This window comes from Mycetohabitans sp. B8 (genome assembly GCF_021991875.1).
Lineage (GTDB): Bacteria > Pseudomonadota > Gammaproteobacteria > Burkholderiales > Burkholderiaceae > Mycetohabitans.
Genome location: NZ_JAHLKR010000017.1, coordinates 122,217 through 145,790 on the forward strand (window position 1 = coordinate 122,217; position 23,574 = coordinate 145,790).

Below are 23,574 nucleotides of genomic sequence, written 5' to 3' on the forward strand. Positions count from 1 at the left end.
AGCGGCAGGTTATCTGTTTACCCCTATTCTTCCCTTTGCACGTAGAGCATCGATATGAACGATCAAACGGCTAAACTCGACCCTTTTATCGAGAGCGACGCGAATCATCCATCTCTGCTCAACGATCAAGGTAACACTGAGAGGACGCCGGACATTCGCAAGGCGCTCGCATCCAGTGAATCGTTCTGGCAGCAGCGGCTAGCTCGCCTGCAGCCTTTGCCACTGCCCTTTGAACAAGGTGAGAGTGCGCTTGAGCCCCAATGGGCGATCAGCGCATGGCGTCCGCCATTACTGGAAAAAAGCGAGCCAAAGCAGTCACTGACGGTGTTGCTGAGCGTGCTGGCGATCTATCTAGCCCGTTTGACCGAGCAAGCGCAGTATCAGATCGGTTGGCGTGTCAGCGAAATGAACGACAAGCCAGAGATGCTTGCCGATCTATCGCCTGTTGTGCCGATGGAAATCGCGGTAGACCTAGATCAGCCTTTTGCCCCAGTTTGTCATGCCATCGAAGCAGAATACGCGCGGCTTGAGCAGCACCACACATTCTTGCGCGATTTGGTGGTCCGACATCCTACGCTACGTAGTCTATCCGCGCTGCGCGCCGCCTACCCTTGGCAGGTAGCGGTATCCGTACTATCCGATGAAGCATCATCGCAGCTTGCCCCTGCCACGCAGGCCAGTGGCGCCTTACTGACACTTCAGGTCAAAAGCGATGGCGCTTTTCGCTGGGTCTATGATACCCATCGCATGGATGCACGCCGAGTTCAATGCATCAGTGAACATTTACAAGCATTATGCGATGCAGCCTCGAACAACGTCGAGACGCCCGTTTGCAAGTTGAATCTGTTGCCGCCAGCCGAGCGCGAAACGTTGATTAACACCTGGAACGCAACCGCAGCACCGTATCCGGCACACCAATGTCTTCACCAAGTCTTTGAGGAGCAAGTCAGACGGACACCGGATGCGATTGCGCTAGTTTATGAAGACCAGGCGCTCTCCTACACTAAGCTGAATGCGCAAGCCAACCGCCTTGCACACCGGCTGATTGAATTGGGCGTTCAGCCGGACACGCGCGTAGCTTTGTGCGTGACCCGCTCACCGGCGATGGTCGTGGGGCTGCTTGCGATTTTGAAAGCAGGCGGCGCCTATGTGCCGCTCGATCCGGCTTATCCCTCTGAGCGCCTGACGCATAGCTTGACCGATTCGGCGCCAGAACTTGTGCTGGCCGATACAGCAGGTCAGGCCGCATTGGGTCAAGCGGCGCTCGCATCACGGACCGTGCTCGATCCTAATGTATTGCCAGAACGGGCAACGACCAATCCGCATGTGCCCGAACTGCTTTCCAGTCATCTAGCTTACGTCATCTATACGTCCGGCTCGACCGGCACGCCTAAGGGCGTGATGGTTGAGCATCGAAGTGTCGTGAACCTTGTTCAGGCTCAGATCAACTGTTTCGATATTTGCCCCTTCAGCCGGATCTTGCAGTTTGCTTCGCTCGGTTTCGACGTCAATGCTTCTGAGACATTCATCGCATTGAATAGTGGGGCAAGCTTATATTTGCCGCCCGATACAGCGCGCCATGATCGCAATGAACTGTGGCGTTATTTGGAAAAGCACGCGATCACCTACGCGGACATTCCCCCCGCACTGCTGCAGGCAGGCGACGATTTACCCCATTTGAACACCCCTCTGACACTGATTTTAGGCGGCGAAGCCCCCAGTGCGACGCTACTTCGAAATTTGGTCCGTCAAGGCGCGGTGGTCTTCAATGCATACGGCCCAACCGAAACGACTATCTGCTCAACTGTTTGGCGTGGCTCGCAAGATTTCAATGGCGAAGTGGTTCCGATTGGCCGGCCGTTAGACAACACGCAAATTTATCTACTGGATGCGCACGGTCAACCGGTGCCGCTGGGTGCAGTAGGCGAGTTGTACATTGGCGGAGTGGGCGTGGCACGCGGCTATTTGAATCGCACAGAGTTGACCGCTGAGCGCTTCGTCACAGATCCGTTTTGCGGCGTTGAAAACGCCCGCATGTACAAAACCGGCGACCTGGCTCGCTATTTGCCTGACGGTAATCTGGTGTTCCTCGGACGCAATGACCACCAGATCAAGATCCGTGGTTTTCGAATTGAGCCGGGCGAAATTGAGGCGCGCCTGCGTGAGCATCCGCAAGTACGTGATGCCGCCGTGCTGACTTCGGGAGACGGTGGCGCCAAGCGGCTCATTGCTTATGTCGTAGCTGAGTGTGATGAGCAACTTGCCAACACCTTGCGCGCACATCTGCTGACCAGCTTACCCGAGTACATGGTGCCCGCTGCATTTGTACGGCTAGATGCGTTCCCGCTAACGCCAAGCGGCAAGCTCGATCGCCGTGCATTGCCTGCGCCGCACGCCAATGCCTTTGCACGTCAAGCGTATGAGGCCCCGCAGGGCGAAGCTGAAACGGCGCTGGCAGCGATTTGGGCTGAATTATTGGGTTTATCGCACATCGGCCGGCATGACAGCTTCTTTGCACTGGGTGGAAATTCGCTGCTTGCCGTGCAGATGATCGACCGCTTGCGCCGCGTTGGCCTGATGCTCTCTGTACGCGCGCTATTTGAAACGCCTACACTCAGCGTATTGGCGCAGTCCCTGGGCCAACACCGGGAAGTGGTCGTCCCCCCCAATCGCATTACGCCCGACACCATCACGCTGACACCGGAGCAACTGCCGCTCATCGAGCTCACTCAGGCTGACATCGACCGGATCGTCACACAAGTGCCGGGGGGCATTGCCAATATCCAGGATATCTATGCATTGTCGCCATTGCAGGATGGCATTCTGTTTCACCATTTGCTTGCGGCTGACCGTGATCCGTACCTGCTAACCACCCAAATGGCTTTTGCCAATCGGCAAGTGCTGGATCGCTATCTGGAGGCGGTCCAGCAAGTGGTCAATCGCCACGATATCCTGCGCACTGCTTTCGCCTGGGAAGGACTGTCCGTCCCTGCGCAGGTGGTTTGGCGTCATGCATCGCTGGCCGTGACCGAACTTAAGTTGAATCCGGACGATGGGCCAGTCATCGAGCAACTGCTACGACGCTTCGATCCTAGCCAATATCGGATCGATCTAACGCGAGCTCCCCTACTCCACTTCGCCATCGCTCAGGATGGTGATGGCCGCTGGCTGCTGCTCGAGTTGCTACATCATCTCATCGGTGATCATGCTACGCAGGAGATCATGCAAACCGAAGTGCAGGCTTTCCTCGAAGGACGAGGCGACGCGTTGCCACCTGCGCGACCCTTTCGCAATCTCGTAGCACAAGCGCGTCTAGGCATCAGCGAAAGTGAGCATGCGCGCTTCTTTACCGAGATGCTCGCCGATGTGGACGAGCCCACGTTGCCATTCGGGTTGGCCGATGTGCATCGTGACGGCACGCATGTTACCGAATCGCACCGGATGCTGCCGCAGGACTTGAATGATCGGCTGCGCACACAAGCCAAGCAGCTGGGCGTGAGCCTCGCTAGCTTATGCCATCTGGCTTGGGCTCAGGTACTCGCGCGAGTCACTGGCCAGCAGCAAGTGGTATTTGGCACCGTGTTGTTCGGTCGCATGCAAGCAGGCGACGGCGCTGACAGCGCCATGGGATTGTTCATCAATACGCTACCGCTTCGCGTGGATCTGAATAACAGCGTTCAAGACGGTGTGCGTCACACGCATGCCCGTCTGGCCACCCTGCTTGAACATGAACATGCGTCGCTGGGGCTCGCGCAACGCTGTAGTGGCGTACCCGCCGGTACACCACTGTTCAGCGCGCTGCTGAACTATGTACACGAAGGGGTGTCGCCCAGCGATATCCAGACCACGCCCGGCATCGAATTCTTGGGCACCCAAGAGCGTGACAATTACCCACTCGGACTGTCGGTAGAAGACCGTGGCCACGCGCTGGGGCTGACTGCCCAGGCCGTGCAGCTGCTCGATCCCGATCGGATATGTGGCTATATGCAGCAGGCGTTGGAAAGCCTAGCCGCGGCACTCGAGCACACACCGAGTCTGCCCGTCCAGCAACTGAACGTGCTGCCCGCTAACGAGCGCACACTGTTGCTCGAGACGTGGAACGCGACGCCATCGTCCGCGGCACACGATGGCGTTATCAGCGATGTGCAAGCTCAAATGCTGCACCGGTTATTTGAGGCACAGGCTGATAAAACACCGCACGCCGTGGCGATTGTTTTCGAGCAACAGCAGTGTAGCTATCAAGAACTCAACACCCGTGCGAACCAGTTGGCGCACTATCTACGTACACTCGGCGTCGGCCCCGAAGTAGTCGCCGGCGTGTACATTGAGCGCTCTATCGACATGCTGGTCGGCGTGCTGGGGATATTGAAGGCAGGTGGAGCCTATTTGCCCCTCGATCCGAATTATCCTGCCGAGCGGATTGCCTATATGCTGGACAATGCGAATGTCTCGGTACTCATCACACAATCGCATCTTGAGGCGCAACTGCCCGACATGCCAGCGCAACGGGTACACATAGATACCGACTGGGCGCGCATGGCCACCCAGCCACACTATGCGCCACAAAGCGGTGTCGGCCCGCATCATCTGGCATACGTAATCTACACGTCAGGCTCCACTGGCCGGCCCAAAGGCGTCATGGTCGATCATTACGCTGTATCGAGCCGTCTACATGCGGGACAACAGCTACTGTCATTGCGATCGGACGATCACTGCTTGCAGCAAATCTCGCTGAGCTTTGACGCGTCCATAGAAGAAATATTTATTCCGCTGATGTCTGGCGCCACCCTGGTCATGGCCGATCCGACCATACAGATGGACGCAAGCCGTCTTGCCACTTTAATGGCACGGCAACGTATCAGCGTGATCGACATCGCTCCAGCCATGCTCGAGCAGCTTTGCGCCACTGAAGGCGTGGCCAACTGTCGCCATCTGCGGCTGGTTCTATGCGGCGCTGAAGCGCTATCGAGCGCCGTGTTGCACGCATGCCAGACAACCTTCCCGAACGCCACGCTTTATAACTTATATGGCCCGACTGAAGGTGTCGTTAATGCGCTGGCTTGGCGCGCGACCCAGCTAGCCGGGTCCGAGACACCGCCGCTGGGCGGTCCAATCGCCAATACGCGCGTCTATGTGCTCGATCGTGCATTACAGCCAGTACCCATTGGCGTCACCGGCGAGCTCTATATTGGCGGACCGGCATTGGCACGCGCTTATTTAGGCCGACCTGATCTGACGGCAGAACGCTTCATTGCTAACCCGTTTGAACAGGGCACTCGACTTTACCGAACGGGCGACCTCGTGCGTTGGCGCGCTGATGGTCAATTGGAATATCTTGGTCGTGCTGATCATCAAATCAAGCTCAGAGGCTTTCGTATTGAGCTCAGCGAGATCGAGTCCGTACTGGCCAAGTATCCGGGTATCGCCCAAGCCACGCTCAGCTTGCGCGAAGACCGTCCGGGGAATAAACAGCTCGTCGCCTATTGGGTTACGGCAGCCGGCCACACGGTCACGCCCGTCGAACTGAAATTCCATCTTGGCCAAATACTGCCCAGCTATATGATGCCGGCCGCCTTTGTCGAACTCGATGCACTGCCGCTAACAGCGAACGGCAAAATCGATCGCCAGGCGTTGCCGGCTCCCGACTTCAGTTCGAGCAGCGCTCAGGCGCCACGCACCGCGGCAGAAACACTGCTGGCTGACCTGTTCGCTGAGATATTGGGCTTGGATACCGTCGGTATCGACGACAACTTCTTTGACCTGGGCGGGCATTCGCTATTGGCGATGCGTTTGATCAGCCGCATTCGCGCGGCGTTGGACATTGACATTGCGATTCGCACGTTGTTTGAGGCCCCCACGGTCGCCGACTTGGCGCAGCGCCTCACGCCTAACGCGTTCGCCCGGCCGCCTCTGCGTCCACAGCCACGCCCCGCCACCCTACCGTTGTCCTTCGCGCAGCGCCGCTTATGGTTTACTCACCAGTTCGAAGGGCCCAGTGCCACCTATAACATGCCGTTGCCATTACGCCTGTTTGGCACGGTGGACACCCACGCTTTGCAGGCCGCGTTGAATGACCTGCTAGCCCGCCATGAAAGCTTGCGCACTGTCTTCAAGGACATCAACGGTGTCGCCACGCAACAGATTATCGCTGTCGAAGCCGCCTCGCTTACCTTGGAGACAGTCCAGGTGACAGCAGAAACGCTGTCACAAAGGCTGGCCCAAGCGGCAGTTCACCATTTCGACCTGTCCCGCGAAATCCCGCTGCGCGCGTGGCTGTTTCAGCTCGATGCGCAAGAGCACGTGCTGTTGCTGTTGTTGCACCACATCGCTGGCGATGGCTGGTCAATGGCGCCACTCGCCCGCGACTTAGGCCGCGCCTATGCAGCCCGTCTCCAAGACCGGGCGCCGGACTGGGCGCCGTTGCCTGTGCAATATGCCGACTATACGTTGTGGCAACAGGCGTTATTTGGTAACGAGCATGATCCGGACAGCATGATTGGCCGTCAGTTCGCGTACTGGGAGCGAACATTGGCCGGTCTGCCCGATCGGTTGGAGCTACCGTTTGACCGGGCACGACCGTCCGTGGCCAGTTATCACGGCGACTATGTGGCTATGCGAATCGATGCCGCGCTGCACGGTAAGCTACAAGCACTGGCTCGTACCCACGAGGCCAGCCTGTTCATGGTATTGCAAGCCGCATTGGCGACGTTGCTGACCCGTCTGGGCGCCGGCAACGACATTCCAATCGGCACCGCCATTGCTGGACGTACCGACGAAGCGCTGGACGAGCTTATCGGCTTTTTCGTCAATACCTTGGTTCTGCGCACCGACACATCAGGTCACCCGAGCTTCAATGCACTGCTGAAACGAGTGCGTGAAACTTGTCTGGCTGCTTATGCCCATCAGGATGCACCGTTTGAACAACTAGTTGAACGGCTCAATCCAACCCGCTCAACCGCACATCACCCCCTCTTTCAAGTTTCATTGGTATTACAAAACACGGCTGTGCAGCCATTCGATCTGCCTGGCCTGCGTTTAATACCCGAACCTATTGATACTTTTACCGCCAAATTCGACTTATTCTTCAGCTTTGATGAAGTACCGAGTACAGATGGCGGTGCGCAAGGGCTGGAAGGATTGATCGAATATGCGACTGACCTGTTCGATCGTGACACGGTAGACAAACTGGCTCGCCGCTTCATCCGTTTGTTGGAAGCCATTGCCGACGCGCCTGCGCAGTCGATCGGTCAAATCGATCTTCTGGAGACAGCTGAACGGCAGCAACTACTCAACGGTTGGAACGATACGGCACAACCGATCTGCGAAGCAACGCTGCCCGCGCTATTCGAGGCGCAGGAGGCCAAAGCGCCTGATGCCATCGCACTAGTCTTCGAAGATCAACACGTCAGCTATGCTGAACTTAATGCCCAAGCCAACCGCCTTGCGCATTATTTGATTGCCGAGGGCATTGGCCCAGAGGATATCGTCGCGCTAGCGCTACCCCGCTCGCCGCAAATGATCAGCGCGTTGCTGGGTATTTTGAAAGCGGGCGCAGCCTATCTGCCGCTCGATCCGGACTATCCGCGCGAACGATTGGCTTTCATGCTAGAGGATGCGCAACCTAAGCGCATCCTCACCCATGCCTCGAGCGCAAAGCGCTTACCCCACGAGTACACCGCAGTTCTCCATTTGGATCATCCGGCTGTCTACGCCGCGCTAACGCAACTACCCGAATCCAACCCGAGCGACATCCATCGTCTCCGGCCACTCTCTCCCCGGCATCCCGCGTATGTCATCTACACTTCCGGCTCGACCGGAAAACCGAAGGGCGTTGTGGTCACGCATGCCGGCAGTCATAATTTAACGGCTGCACAAATCAAGTGCTTTTCGCTGAGCCCAAACAGCCGTGTCCTGCAGTTTGCTTCATTGAGCTTTGATGCCGCTTTCTGGGAACTGTGCATGTCGCTGCTGTCAGGCGCCACGTTGGTCCTCGGGCGCTCAGAGCAGTTGTTGCCGGGAGACGCGCTAGCGAAGCTTACATCCGAGCAAGCGATCACCCACGTCACTTTACCGCCCAGTGCGTTGGCCGCCCTGCCCGCCGACAGCTTGACTACCTGCTCGCATTTGATTGTTGCTGGCGAAGCCTGTCCACCGCACCTTGTCGAGCAGTGGTCACAAGCGCGGCACATGACGAATGCGTATGGACCTACCGAGGCAACAGTGTGCGCGGCAATGCGACGGTTTTTACCGGGTGACGCTGTTACCGAAGTAGCATCATCGATTGGCCGGCCGATTGACAACACCCAGTTGTACGTCTTAGACGACCATCTACAGCCAGTGCCAGCCGGCGTGTCGGGCGAGCTCTATATTGGTGGCATCGGGCTCGCACGCGGTTATCTCAATCGCCCTGATTTGACGGCGGAACGCTTCGTTGCCGCGCCATTTGGCCCAGCAGGCGTGCGCTTGTACCGCACCGGCGATCTAGCTCGCTGGCGAGCGGACGGTACACTCGATTTCCTCGGCCGCGCCGATCATCAAGTCAAGTTGCGCGGATTCCGGATCGAGCCAGGCGAAATCGAGGCCGTGCTGTGTCGCCACCCGGCCGTCGCCCAGGCAGCGGTGATTGCCCGCGAAGACCGCCCAGGCCACACACAACTGGTTGGCTATGTCACGCTCGACAAAACGACTGCTGAGCGTAATGCGGCCACTGAAGAGCGCCAGGTCGGCGAATGGCAAACGATCTACGATACCCACTACGGCAGCCACCAAGCCAGTGCTTTTGGCGAGAATTTTGTCGGCTGGGACAGCAGTTATGATGGGCGCCCGATCCCACTGCCAGACATGCAGGCATGGCGTGCAGCCACAGTCGCACGGATTCAAGCACTCAAACCCCGACGACTATTGGAAATCGGTGTGGGCAGCGGCCTGCTGCTCGCCCATCTGGCACCGCATTGCGAAGCCTATTGGGGCACAGACTTCTCGATGCCCACCATCGAGGCACTCCAGGCGCAACTGACGCACTATCCAGAATTAGCGTCGCGCGTGGAATTACGCACGCAGGCGGCCCATGTCACCGAAGGACTGCCGTCAGGCTATTTCGACACCATCGTGATCAACTCGGTGGCACAGTACTTCCCCAATGTCAGCTATCTACAAGATGTACTGCACCAAGCAGTGGCACTGCTTGCACCCGGTGGTGTAGTCTTTATTGGCGACGTGCGCAATTTCAACCTGCTAAATTGCTTTGTCAGCGCCGTGCAGCTGCATCAAGCCAATCCTGCGGTTGACGACGTCTCCACTCTACGCCGACGTATCGAGCAGGCACTACTTGCGGAAAAAGAACTGCTACTCGCGCCGGCGTTCTTTAGTACGCTACCGCGTACGATTGACACCATCGCCGCGGTCGATATTCAACTCAAGCGGGGCCCATATGAAAATGAGCTAAGCCGCTACCGCTACGATGTGGTGCTGCATAAACAGGCAGCAGAGCCTATTCGAACGCTTTCGCTAGCTCAAGCGCCGCAGCTGTACTGGGGTCAGCAGCTCGTCAATCTCGACACGTTGAAAGCTCACCTGAATACGCAACATCCCACACGCCTGCGTATCGTAGGCGTGCCCAACGCACGCCTGGAACGGGAAATCAAGGCCATGCAAGCGCTCGAGCACGGCTGCGATATCGCCACCGTCCAGCATCGACTTAAAGCAGGGGGCACGCGGGCAGAGGGGCTAACGCCCGACGACTTCCATGCACTGGGTCAGGCGTGCGGCTATTGGGTTGCCGCGACTTGGTCAGGCGACGCACAAGCGTGCATGGATATCTTGCTCGTTCAGGCCAGCGAAGCGGCCAACGCCGCGTTCACCGACCTGTACTTACCTTTACCCGCGCTGGCTCACCAGGCGCCTGGCGCCCATGCGAATAACCCTGCTAAGCTCGATCAGCTTGCGGACATTCGTCGCTACGCGGCCTCTGCGCTGCCGGCCTACATGGTGCCAGCCGCCATGGTGCTGCTAGACAATTTGCCACTCACGCCCAACGGCAAACTCGACCGCAAAGCGCTACCGGCGCCGGATTTTGTCTCTGAACACTACCGCGCTGCGCGCTCGCCACAAGAACAAACGCTGGCCGAGCTGTTTGCAGAAGTGCTCGGCCTGCCGCGTGTCGGCATTGATGATCGATTCTTCGACTTGGGCGGGCATTCGCTGCTAGCAACCCGTCTGATCAGCCGCATCCGTACTACGTTAGGCGTTGAGGTCCCGATTCGCACGTTGTTTGAGGCCGCGAGCGTGGCGGAGTTGGCTCCCCGCATCACGGCAATGCAGCAAAACAATGAACTGTCCATCCCCGCGCTGACGGTTCAGCCCAGGCCCGACGCACTACCTTTGTCGTTCGCGCAAGAACGTCTGTGGTTCTTAGATCAATTAGGGCAAGGCGACGCTTATCAGATACCGATGGCGACCCGATTGACGGGGCAGCTAGACGTGCCAGCGTTAAACGCCGCGCTCAGTGAAATCGTGCGGCGCCATGAGGCTTTGCGTACCCGGTTCGAGGCGCGCGATGGCACCGGCGTACAAGTGATCGATCCGCCATGGACGGTCGCGCTCAAGCCGCGTGAGCTTGAAGAGTGCGAGCTTGTCCATTATCTGCAAGCCAGCGCTGAACAACCGTTCAATCTGGCTACGGGTCCACTGGCACGCTTTGAATTACTACGGCTTGCTTCCAATGTTCATGTGCTGAGTATTGTGTTGCACCACATCATCTCCGATGGCTGGTCAATCGGCGTACTCACGCGCGAACTGAACGAACTGTACAGCGCGTTTGTTCAGGGCCAGCCCTCGCCCCTGCCCGAGCTACCCGTCCAATATGCCGATTATGCGCTTTGGCAACGCGCATGGCTTAAGGACGAAGCGCTGGAACGAGAGTTGAATTACTGGCGCAAGCAATTGGCAGGAGCGCCTGCTGCGTTGGAGCTACCCACCGACCGGCCGCGGCCTGCCATGCCAAGCGGCCGCGGGCATGGCCTCGCGGTGCATGTGCCGGCGGCACTTGCCGCGCAACTCAAAGCGCTGGCACAGCGTGAAGGCGCAACGTTATACATGACGTTGCTCACAGCGTTTCAAATTGTACTCAGCCGCTGGAGCGGGCAAGATGATATCGTGGTGGGCTCTCCGATTGCGGGGCGCACGCAGGCACAAACGGAAGGACTGTTAGGCTTCTTCCTCAATACTTTGGCGCTGCGTACCGACTTGTCGGGCAATCCCTGTTTCAACGAATTGTTGGCGCAGGTGCGAGAGACCGCGTTAGAGGCCTATGCGTATCAGGCTGTGCCATTTGAGAAGCTGGTAGAAGTGTTGCAACGCGTTCGGGACCTGTCGCGTGCACCGATTGTGCAAGTCATGGTCAATGGACTCAACCTGTCGACATCGAACCTGGCTTTGCCAGGGCTCATAGCCGAACCGGTCCAATTCGATACGTTTGGCACGAAGTTCGACCTCACGCTGTACTTCGGTGAGACATCGGACGGCATTGACGGCTGGCTACAATATGCGACGGACTTGTTCGATGCCGACACAATCGCGCGACTCGGCCAGCATTGGGTCAATGTGCTCGAGGCAGTGGCCGCCAATCCAGCGCAGCGCCTGTCTGAGCTACCGCTGCTCAGCGCCGCGGAGCAGCGTCAATTGCTCACGACATGGAATGACACCGCGGCCGATTATCCCGACACACAAACCCTGCATCAGCTGTTTGAAGTTCAAGCGCAGCGTGCGCCGCATGCGGTGGCCGCCGTGTGCGAAGCACAACAGATGACCTACGCCGAGTTGGACACGCGCGCTAACCAGCTCGCGCATCACCTTCGCACTTTGGGCGTCGGCCCCGAAGTCATCGTAGGGCTATGCGTCGAGCGCTCACTCGAGATGCTGGTCGGCATATTGGGCATTTTGAAGGCCGGTGGCGCTTACGCACCGCTGGACCCCAGCTATCCGCCCGAGCGCCTCGCTTATATGCTTGAAGAAGCCAGCGCCCCCGTGCTGGTCACGCAAGCTCACCTCGAAGCGCCATTGCCCGCCACCGACGCCCGGCGGGTGCGCCTGGATGCCGACTGGCACGACATCGCGACCCAGCCGCACCATACGCCGCACAGCGGTGTGACGCCTGCGCATCTCGCTTACGTCATCTATACATCGGGTTCGACCGGGCGGCCCAAAGGGGTCATGATCCGACATCGTGGCGTCGCCAATTATCTGGCCTTCCTGACCCGCCACTATCGGCTCACCGCAGCGGACGTCGTGCTCAATGTGTCAGGCTTGGCCTTCGATCCGTCGGTGCGTGACCTGTTCGGTCCGCTGACCTCGGGTGGACGAGCCGTGCTAGTGCCTACCGCGCAGGCCAAGGAGCCACACAAGTATTTGTCCGTGATCCAAGAGCAGCGCGTCACCAAAATGCTCAGCATCACGCCTAGCTTCCTGCGCAGCCTGTGCGAGGCGGCTCAGGACCGCCCCTTGCCCCAGCTGGCACTGCAGGCAATCTTGACCTGCGGCGAGCCGCTGGAAGCGGCCTTGTGCGACCGGGCTCGCCAAGTGTTCGGCGCGCAAGTGGCCGTGATCAACCAGTACGGCCCGACCGAGTGCACGCTCAGCTCAACCTGGTTCGCGGCTGTGCCTCAACCAAGCGGCATCGTGCCGATCGGTCGCGCGATCTCGAATGCACGCGTCTACGTGCTGGATCGACATCTACAACTGGCCCCACCGGGCGTGGTTGGCGAGCTGTACATCGCCAGTGTCGGGTTGGCACGTGGCTATTTCAAACGGCCTGCGCTGAGCGCCGAGCGCTTTATCGCGAACCCGTTTGGACACGGTGAGCGGCTATATCGAACCGGCGACTTGGCCAAATGGCGAGCCGACGGCCAACTTCAGTATCTGGGCCGCACCGATCATCAAGTCAAGATCCGTGGCATTCGCGTCGAACTCGGCGAGATTGAAACGCAACTGCTGGCCCTCCCGTCCATCCATCAAGCTGTGGTCGTAGCTCGGGAGGATGAGCCAGGCGAGAAGCGATTGGTGGCTTATTTCGTCAGCGATGACGCTATTGACACGACTGCGCTGCGCGATCAGCTCAAAGGCAGCTTGCCGGACTATATGGTGCCATCGGCGTTCGTCAGGCTCGACACCATGCCACTGACGCCGAATAATAAAGTGGACCGTCAAGCACTGCCAGCACCGAATTTTATTTCGGAACGCTACCGCGCCCCGCGTTCACCTCAAGAGCAAACGCTGACTGAGTTGGTCGCCGAAGTGCTTGGTCTGCCACGCGTGGGTATTGACGACAACTTCTTTGAACTCGGGGGACACTCATTGCTAGCGATGCGCTTTGCAGCCCGAGTCCAACAAGCGTTGGGGGCCGAACTGCCGGTGCGCGCGCTGTTTGAAGCGCCTACTATTGCCGAATTGACGCCTCGTCTGCACGCATTGCGGCAAAGTCGTGACCTCAACATTCCAGCGTTGACCACGCAAACGCGTCCCACCATTTTGCCTTTGTCGTTCGCGCAAGAACGTCTGTGGTTCTTGGAGCAATTAGGGCAAGGCGCAGCGTACCAGATACCGATTGCAATGCGCTTGACGGGTAAATTAGATGTCGCTGCACTGGCTGCCGCATTAAGTGAAATCGTCCGGCGTCATGAAACATTACGCACCCGGTTTGAAACCCATGATGGGGACGGTGTGCAAGTGGTCAATCCGCCCTGGACGGTTGAACTGATACCGCACGAAGTGGCTGAGCATGACGTCATGCATGATCTGCTAGCCGCCGCTCAGCAACCGTTCGATCTCACTGCAGGACCGCTGGTGCGCTTTGCACTGCTACGTCTCGCGCCTGATACCCATGTGTTAAGCGTGATATTGCATCACATTATTTCGGATGGCTGGTCTCTAGGTGTGCTGACACGGGAAATCCAAGCGCTATATACGGCCTTTAGTCAAAAGCAAGGCTCGCCATTACCCGAGCTGGCAGTCCAATATGCCGATTATGCGCTTTGGCAGCGCGCATGGCTTAAGGACGAAGCACTGGAACGGGAGTTGAATTACTGGCGCAAGCAATTGGCGGGAGCGCCTGCCGCGTTGGAGTTACCCACTGACCGGCCACGGCCCGCCGTGCCAAGCGGCCGCGGGCATGGCCTCGCGGTGCACGTGCCGGCGGCGCTTGCCACGCAGCTCAAAACGCTGGCGCAACGTGAATGCGCAACGTTATACATGACGTTGCTCGCTGCATTTCAGGTCGTGCTCAGTCGCTGGAGCGGGCAAGACGATATCGTCGTGGGCTCACCGATCGCAGGACGCACGCAAGTGCAAACCGAAGCGCTAATCGGATTTTTCATCAATACCTTGGCGCTGCGTACCGACTTATCGGGTAATCCCCGCTTCAATGAATTGCTGGCGCAGGTGCGCGAAACCACATTGGGCGCCTATGCGCACCAGGCGGTGCCTTTCGAAAAACTGGTGGAAGTACTGCAACCCGTACGCGACCTGTCTCGCCAACCGATTTTTCAGGTCATGGTCAATGGGTTCAATGTGCCCATGTCGGACTTTACATTGCCAGGACTCACGGTTGAAAAAATTGACCTGGAACGGCTCAGTACCAAGTTCGACTTGACTTTGTCCTTCGGTGAGACATCGGACGGCATCGACGGCTGGCTACAATATGCGACGGACTTGTTCGATGCCGATACGATCGAGCGACTCGGTCAGCATTGGGTCAATGTGCTCGAGGCGGTGGCCGCCAATCCAGTGCAGTGCCTATCTGAGCTGCCGCTGCTCGGCGCCACGGAACGACACCAACTACTCACAGCGTGGAATGACACGGCAGCTGACTTTTCGTCTGCGCCAATCCTGCACCAGCTATTTGAAGCACAGGTACAACGCACGCCGAACGCAATCGCTGCGGTATTCGAAACGCAGCAGATGACTTACGCCGAGTTGGACCAACGAGCCAACCAGCTTGCGCATCATCTGCGTGCCATGGGCGTAGGACCCGAAGTCATCGTGGGCCTATGTGCCGAGCGCTCGCTGCAGATGCTCGTAGGCTTATTGGGTATCTTGAAAGCAGGAGGCGCCTACTTGCCCCTGGATCCAAGCTATCCGGCTGAGCGCATCGCTTATATGCTCGAGGATGCACAGGTCGCAGCATTGGTGCTGCAGCCCCACCTTAAGCCGCTGTTGCCCGCCACACGTACTCAGACCGTGACACTGGAGAAGAGTTGGGCTCAGATCGCCACGCAACCCTCAACCCGGCCTACCAGCGTCGTGAGGCCACGCAATCTTGCCTATATTACCTACACCTCAGGCTCAACGGGCAGGCCTAAAGGCGTGATGACCCAGCACAGCGGCGCGGCCAATTACTTAAACTTCCTAGTACGCCACTACCGTCTCACTGAGGCCGATGTCGTGCTCAACGTGGCCAGCCTGGCCTTTGACGCATCTGTGCGCGATCTACTTGGCCCGCTCGTGGCAGGCGCGCAAGCCGTGCTAATCCCGACAGCACAAGCCAAAGAGCCGCATCAGTACGTGCGCGCAATCAACGAGCACGGCGTCACGAAGTTGCTTAGCATCACGCCCAGCTTGCTGCGTAGCGTCTGCCAAGTGGCTGACGGCCCGCAAACGACCCCTACGCTGCGCACGATCTTGACAAGCGGCGAGGCACTTGAGGCGGACTTATGTACTCAAGTGCACCAGACGCTGAGCGAGCAGATTAATGTGGTCAATCAGTATGGTCCGACCGAATGCACGATGACCTCCACATGGTTTGCAGCCGTGCCTCAGGCAAGCGGTATCGTGCCAATCGGCCGACCCTTGTCTAACGCACGAGTCTATCTGCTTGATCGGTATTTTCAGCCGGTGCCCTGTGGCGTGGCCGGCGAGTTGTATATCGCGGGTGCGGGTCTAACACGGGGCTATGTCAATCAACCCGCGCTAAGCGCTGAGCGCTTTATCGCCAATCCCTTTGGCCAAGGCGAGCGGCTATATCGAACCGGGGACTTGGCCAAATGGCGAGCAGACGGCCAACTCGAGTATCTTGGCCGGACTGACCATCAAGTCAAAATCCGCGGCTTTCGCGTCGAGTTGGAAGAAATTAGTGCGGCGCTAGCCGGTCACCCCGATGTTGCACAAGCGACAGTCATCGCAAGGGAGGATGACCGGTCAGCAGACAAACGCTTGGTGGCCTATTTAGTGGCAGCAGCAAACTGTACGATTACGCCTGCTACACTGAGACAATACCTGAGCCAGAAGCTGCCGGACTATATGATCCCGGCCGTATTCGTCGTGCTTGATGCATTGCCGCTTACACCAAACGGTAAGGTCGACCGCAAAGCACTGCCAGAGCCGGAAATGACAGTGACAGCAACAGCACGCATGCCGCGCACCCCTGAAGAACAGGTTCTTTGCGAACTATTTGCTGAGGTGCTGGGCGTCGCACACGTCGGTATCGATGACAACTTCTTTGAGCTAGGGGGCCATTCGTTGCTGGCTGCACGGTTGATCCACCGTGTCCGCACCACACTCGGCTTGGAGCTGTCCATTCGAAACTTGTTTGAAACGCCTACTGTAGCGGGTCTCAGCCAGCAGCCAGACAAGCCGACCGACGTTGAACCATTATTCCAAGTCGTATTGCCGCTCAGATCCCACGGAGATCGCCTCCCGATATTCTGCATCCATCCGGCGGGAGAACTAGGTTGGTGCTATGCCGGACTTCTGCGATATGTCGATCGCCAGCATCCTCTTTATAGTTTGCAGGCACGCTGTCTTTCGGCCCCGGGGCCTCTTCCGGAAACGATTGAAGAAATGGCCTTGGATTACGTTGAGCAAATCCGCCGTATACAACCTAGCGGCCCTTATCAACTAGTAGGCTGGTCTTTGGGTGGGCTCATTGCCTTTGAAATGGCTTGCATTCTTCAAAAGGAAGGCGAACACGTCGCCTTACTTGCACTTTTGGATAGCTACGTTAGGACCGGACACAAGCCCATGCGGCGGGTTGCCAGACAAGACATGATTGCCGATCTGCTTGCAGAGGCCGGATACGATTCAGCTAGTTCAGAAAAAACGCCACTCGATTTTGACGAGCGTCGGGAGATTCTTCGCAAAGGAGGTAGCCTATATGCCGCATTAGATGAGCGTCAATTTGATAGCATTTTGGATTTCTTTGAAAAAACTCCTCAAATGATAGAGCGTTATGTACCTCGCTCTTCGTTCGAAGGGGATGTGCTGCATATTAAAGCAGCATTGGAGAAATCAGGCTATCGGCCAGAGCCGGAAACATGGCAAGCTTACGTAAAAGGCCATGTTGAGATGCATTCCATCGACTGCGAACATGGCGCGATGATGCAACCGGAACCGTTAGCCCAAATTGGCCCCATCATTGCGCAGAAGCTAAGCACTGTGAGCTAATCGCTTACCCGTACGCGTACGAGGTGGTACCGGAGCGAAACACTACAGCTTTCCAGGGTTAGGCGCCGGTACGCCAAGCACGAGTGCTCTTTGCAATGGGTTTGGGGACGTTAGGATAAAGACTGTCGTCAAGCGTTACGGCGTCGACATATAAAAATGGGTAGATGATGACGGGTGCTTCGTTTGGAAAAGATCGCCTTGGCATTTTAGGAGGTATGGGCAGCGAAGCCACCGCATACTTCTTGCGGCTACTAGCTCAACGTGCGGGCGCGCAGGTCGACCAGGACCATGTCCCCTTTCTACTGCTTTCCTGCCCGGAGATTCCGGACCGCTCCACTGCAATCGAGAACGGCGACACGATTGTCCCGACAATGCTCCATGCGCGTCTTGCGCAATTAGCGCAAGCCGGGTGCGGCGCCGTCGCCATTGCGTGCAACACCGCTCACTACTGGCGCGATGAATTTGCAGCGGCTTTGCGGATTCCGTTCATTGATATGGTCTCCGCGACCGCGCGGCAGACTGCGCTCTCAGGAGCAGGGAGCGCAATCGTGCTAGGCACACGCTCCACTATCCGTTATCGATTGTACGATTACGCATTGAATGATGCCGGCGTGCGTCTCATCGAACCTGACGATGAAATCGTCGAGCTAACGAGTACCGCCATCTCGCTCAGCAAAGCAGGCGATCTTCCTGGCGCGTCGGCTCAACTGGCTCGTTCGCTTGCGGCATGCGGTGCGTTGCACGCCGACGCTGTGATTCTAGGCTGCACCGAGTTGCCAATGGTGGTACCTGCGGGAATCCGTGGCATCCATTTGATCGATTCGGTCTCCTGTCTAGCCGACGCTTGCGTACAGTGGTGGCGGGCTACATCGATGCCTGACCAGAGTATGGAGGTTCCTTAGGCCACTAGTCAAACTGGGTTGATCTGACATGCCATCGAGCAGCCAAAAAGCTCGTCGCATACCGCCAATAGACATACTGACCTGTCAACTTGCCATTACCAATTCGCCTTAACGTTACCAGTCCAAGCTGGCTACTTGTTCAACTTGATGCCGGCTGTTTTGGCCCCTTTTTTGCCTCAACCACGAGTTCCTTCGTGTGCCTTAATGATTCAATTACCTGTGCAGTCTCGTCCCGGCTCGCACCGTGGCCCGTGCGAGTACCCATGCGACCTCTATTCATTCAATCTGCATAAGCATCTCGCTACATTGCCGTTTGTCCCGAGCTTGTTAGCGACTTTGGCTTGCTGTTCTTGACGGTTTTCATCGTCAGTTCCCATGCGTTGGCCATGCCATCTAGCCTAGCGCCCCTGCGCAGTGACGCTCGCAGAGGCAATCCATACCCTCGCGGATCGGCTTGAGTCCGCAAACTCAGCTCCATTATCTCGACAGTTTCATATTTTTTCGTTACCGGCAGCATGCGCGTCGTTAGTGTACTGTTGACGAAACAACGAGTTTTATCCTTAATCCAGATGAAACAATCATATATGCGACTTTATGCCGCGCTCCAGCCTACATGCCCACCGCCGACCAAAAATTTTATTTGCTGATTTTATAAGCTTTACTAAATTTCTTCCTCCGCCTTGTGCGCCCTGTCATTATCAGCAAACAGCCACGCCAGTGCCCGGTTCAGCACAGCGGACCGATTGCACACGGCCACCCTCTGCACTACCAAAAACTGTTTGCATTGCATCGCCAATCGTCGATGTCAAATTGAATTGGCCTCGCAACCCTTGACTTCTTCCTTTCCGCCCAGTTTTTTTAAGCTGACCCTGCTGTCACAAAAAGTTGCCAGTCGCGCGACTCGCTTCTACACTGAGCGGTGCCGCGTTGGTCGGCGATATGGAAGCTTCGCATGCCTACTGGGCTGGCTGAATAGCCACGATAGGTGTGTCATCGCATGGCAAGGCGTCGATCTGATTGGGGCCAACGTTTTATGCAGGTCACGGATGGAGCATCAAAAAAATGAAGAACCGTAGCCTGCATCGAGTTCAATTAGCAGGGTTGGCGAAATACGCGCATGATCCGCCTGGCGGCGCTGGCGCGGCCCAGCGTATCGGGTGGCCGTTGCCCCGTTTCCCTTTTTCCGTCTTTTAACCTGCGAACTGTGGCTGTCGGCATGCAGGATTAGCATGAAAACGCTTACGCGACCATCGTCATGAACCTGCGGCAAGACGATGTAAAGGGGAAACAAACGCGTCCTCCAAACCTGGGCGACACAGGTGAGACATTTGTCGCAGAAAGATCGTCATTGTCCGCATCACAGGCCGCAAGCAGTAGTGGCACGGACTCGGGAAGGTGAGTGACGACAAGCTTAAGCTTTATTGTCTGGAGTGGAGATTGATGATGTCTGCTTGTGTTACGCCTTTTGTTACCTATCCGTTATCGGCCGCGCAAACCGAGATCTGGCTTGCCCAGCAACTGCATCCGGACAGCCCCGTCTTCAACATTGCGCAATACACGGTAATCGAAGGCGCCGTTGAGCCTGCCCTATTTGAAGCGGCAGTGCGGTGGGTAATCGGTGAGGCGGACAGTCTGCGCTTGCAATTCGTCGTAAGTGACAAAGGTCTACGACAGTCTATCAGCTCACCGGAAGCCTCCGTACCGTTGCTTGATTTCAGCGCACAAGCCGATCCCCAGGCGGCCGCTGAAGCCTGGATGCGCACTGATTATGAGCGGCCTGTGGATATATTACGCGGGCCGCTTTTTCAGTACGCACTGTTGAAAGTCGCACCCGAGCGATTTATTTCGTATCAGCGCAGTCACCATATCATAATGGATGGATATGGAGGTGCACTCATCGCGCAACGCGTCGCGCAAGTATATAGCGCAATGTGCGCGGGGATTGAGCCGCCGCCGTGTGCTTTTGGTTCGGTACAGCAGCTGTTGGAAAGCAATGCGCGATACCAGACATCCGCCCAACGGGCACGGGACGAAGCATATTGGCTTAAGCGCTGCACGGCCTGGCCCGAGCCGGCCACGCTGGCAAGCCGCAGCGCGCCCGCATTACAGCATCGGCTGCGTCAGACGACTTACCTGGCGGCCCAAGCGGTAGGGAACTACGCATCGGATGCGGGCCAACTGGCCCAGTTGCTAACCGCTGCGCTGGCCGCTTATCTGTATCGCATGACCGGTGCACAAGATGTGGTATTGGGCTTTCCGGTCACCGCCCGCTTGGGCGCTGACCGGCACATCCCTGGCACATTCGCGAACGCTGTGCCACTTCGATTCACGGTGCACCCAGAGATGACCCTGTCGTCGTTGATGCAGCAGGCCGCGCAAGAGATCCGACGCGGATTCCGGTATCAACGCTACCCGAGCGAAGCGCTGCGGCGCAAACTGGGACTGGCCCCAGGCCAGCTGCTGTTCAGCACCTCGGTCAATGTGATGCCATTTGACTACGATCTGTCTTTTGGTGAACACGCGTCAACGAACCATAATCTGCTCAATGGGCCGGTCGAAGATCTGATGCTGGGGGTGTATCCGCTACCGGACAGCAGTCAAGTACGGATTGACTTCAATGCGAATCCCGCATGCTACTCCATGGAGGAGCTGGTTGCGTATCAGCGCCGGTTTGTCCAGTTTCTGGAAACGCTGGCAGCCGACGCTACGCAGCCCATCGGCAGCGTCGAGCTGCTGGATGCCAAGGAACGGCGTCAGCTGCTAGTCGAGTGGAACACAACACAGCAGGCGTATCCAGCGCACCGATGCATCCACCAGCTGTTCGAAGCGCAGGCTGAGCACACGCCCGAGGCCACCGCGCTCGTGTACGAAGATCAAACGCTCAGCTACGCGCAACTCAATGCACAGGCCAATCGCCTCGCGCATCGGCTGATCGAGTTGGGCGTGCAGCCCGATGCGCGCGTGGCAATCTGTGTCGAGCGCTCTCCAGCGATGGTGGTCGGGCTGCTGGCGATTCTGAAGGCAGGGGGCGCGTATGTGCCGCTCGATCCGGCGTATCCGAGCGAGCGCTTAGCGCATATTCTGGCCGATGCCACACCCGATATCGTGCTGGCCGATGCAGCAGGCCGGGCCGCGCTCGGTGAGGCGGCGCTCGCCGAGCGCACGGTGCTCGATCCCGATGCACTACCCAATCGGGCGCACACGAATCCGTCGGTGCCGGGCCTGACCGCCCGCCACCTCGCGTATGTGATCTACACGTCCGGCTCCACTGGCACACCGAAGGGCGTGATGGTGGAACATCAGTCGTTGACTAATTTATATAGCGCATTGCAACAGGCTGTATTCGCTCACTGCCCAATTCACGCTAGGGTGGGCTTGAACGCCAGTATTGTATTTGACGCATCGTTGCAAAGTGTGCTCAGTCTTCTCAATGGGTGCGCGCTTGCTCCGATTCCGCAACATATACGATCCGATGGCGCGGCTTTACTCCAATGGCTCGCAGCTACAAACATCGATGTGTTGGATTGCACACCACTCCAACTTGAGATGTTGCTGTCAGCAGATTTGCTCAAGCACCCACGCGCATTGACCTTGCTCGTCGGAGGCGAATCGATTTCTGCCCCTACTTGGCAGGTACTGGCCAATGCGCCGCACCTAACAGTCTGTAATGTTTACGGCCCGACCGAATGCACAGTGGATGCGACGCTTGCTGTGCTGAAACCGACTCAAATGCTACCCACCATTGGCCGGCCAATCGCGAACACACGGATTTACCTGCTAGACGCACATGGACAGCCAGTACCACTGGGTGCAGTGGGTGAGTTGTATATTGGTGGCGCGGGCGTCGCGCGTGGCTATCTGAACCGGCCCGAGCTCACGGCCGAGCGCTTCGTCCCCGATCCATTCTGCAACTGCGGGGATGCGCGGATGTACAAGACGGGCGATCTGGCCCGTTACCGGCCCGATGGCAATCTGGAGTTCATCGGCCGCAACGACCATCAGGTCAAGCTCCGCGGCTTTCGCATCGAACTGGGCGAGATCGAAGCGTGCCTGCTCATGCATCCAGTCGTGCGCGAAACCGTTGTGCTCGCACTGGGCAAGGCCAGCGGCAAGCGGCTCATTGCCTATGTGGTGGCGGAACCTGGTGAACGACTCGCGAGCACGCTGCGCGCGCATGTAGCCGCCGCACTGCCCGAGTATATGGTGCCGGCCGCGTTCGTGCGGCTCGACGCGTTACCGTTGACGCTAAACGGCAAGCTCGATCGGCGTGCGTTGCCCGAGCCAGACGCCGACGCGTTTGCGCACCAGGCGTACGAGGCACCGCAAGGCGCACTCGAGACCGCGCTCGCGGCAATCTGGTCCGAGTTGCTTGGCCTTGAGCGCATCAGCCGGCACGACAGCTTCTTCGCGCTCGGCGGCCATTCGCTGCTCGCCGTGCAGTTAATTGAGCGTCTGCGGCGTCGGGGGCTCGGATTGTCTGTGCGGACGCTGTTCGACACCCCGACGCTCAGCGCGCTGGCGCAAACGCTGGGCCAGCCTCGCGATGTGGCCGTGCCGCCCAACGTCATCACGCCCGAGACCACGGCCCTCACCCCATCCATGCTACCGCTCATTGAACTGACGCAGGCCGACATCGACCGGATCGTCGGGCAGGTGCCGGGGGGCATTGCCAATCTCCAAGACATTTATGCGCTCTCGCCGCTGCAGGACGGCATCCTGTTTCACCATCTGCTGGCCACCGAAGGCGATCCGTATTTGCTGACCGCCCAACTGGCCTTTGATAGCCGCGCGCGGCTCGATCAGTATCTGGAGGCTGTCCAGCAGGTCATCCACCGGCACGACATTCTGCGCACCGCGTTTGTGTGGGAAGGTGTGTCCACCCCTGCGCAGGTGGTCTGGCGCCACGCGCCGCTGTCGGTGACCGAGCTCGTGCTGGAGGCCACTGACGGGCCGATCGACGAACAATTGGCACGGCGCTTCGATCCCCGTCACGTTCGCCTGGATTTAACCCAGGCGCCGCTGCTGCGCTGTGCGATTGCGCAAGACACTGATGGCCGCTGGCTGCTCGTCCAGCTGCTGCACCATCTGGTGAGCGATCACTCGGCGCTGGATGTTTTATACACCGAAGTGCAGGCATTCATCGAAGGCCGGGGCGAGACGCTACCCGCAGCGCAGCCGTTCCGTCATCTGGTTGCGCAAGCGCGCTTGGGCGTGAGCCAAGCCGAGCATACGCGTTTCT

Annotated in this window: 4 protein-coding genes; 3 read left to right on the forward strand and 1 reads right to left on the reverse strand. The window is 58.0% G+C overall.

Annotation, left to right across the window (positions count from 1 at the left end):
• Positions 1-54: 54 nt before the first annotated feature.
• Positions 55-17,433, forward strand: coding sequence for a non-ribosomal peptide synthase/polyketide synthase (locus KQH60_RS09345; protein WP_237576203.1), 17,379 nt, complete (start codon positions 55-57; stop codon positions 17,431-17,433).
• Positions 17,434-17,600: 167 nt separating this feature from the next.
• Positions 17,601-18,335: an aspartate/glutamate racemase family protein gene (locus KQH60_RS09350; RefSeq protein ID WP_255779087.1), complete on the forward strand. Its 735-nt coding sequence runs from the start codon at positions 17,601-17,603 to the stop codon at positions 18,333-18,335.
• A gap of 1,054 nt (positions 18,336-19,389) precedes the next feature.
• Here the strand turns inward: KQH60_RS09350 and KQH60_RS09355 are convergent.
• Positions 19,390-19,626 (reverse strand): hypothetical protein, encoded by a 237-nt coding sequence (locus tag KQH60_RS09355; protein ID WP_237576205.1) that lies wholly within the window; start codon positions 19,624-19,626, stop codon positions 19,390-19,392.
• A gap of 149 nt (positions 19,627-19,775) precedes the next feature.
• On the opposite strand from KQH60_RS09355, the gene KQH60_RS09360 reads away from it, so the two are divergent.
• On the forward strand, positions 19,776-23,574 hold a 3,799-nt coding region (locus KQH60_RS09360), incomplete at its 3' end, for an amino acid adenylation domain-containing protein (protein WP_237576211.1).

What these genes read in the sequence shown, in the direction of transcription:
- KQH60_RS09345 (WP_237576203.1), top strand. Translation starts at nt 55, where the DNA reads ATGAACGATCAAACGGCTAAACTCGACCCTTTTATCGAGAGCGACGCG.
- KQH60_RS09350 (WP_255779087.1), top strand. Translation starts at nt 17,601, where the DNA reads ATGACGGGTGCTTCGTTTGGAAAAGATCGCCTTGGCATTTTAGGAGGT.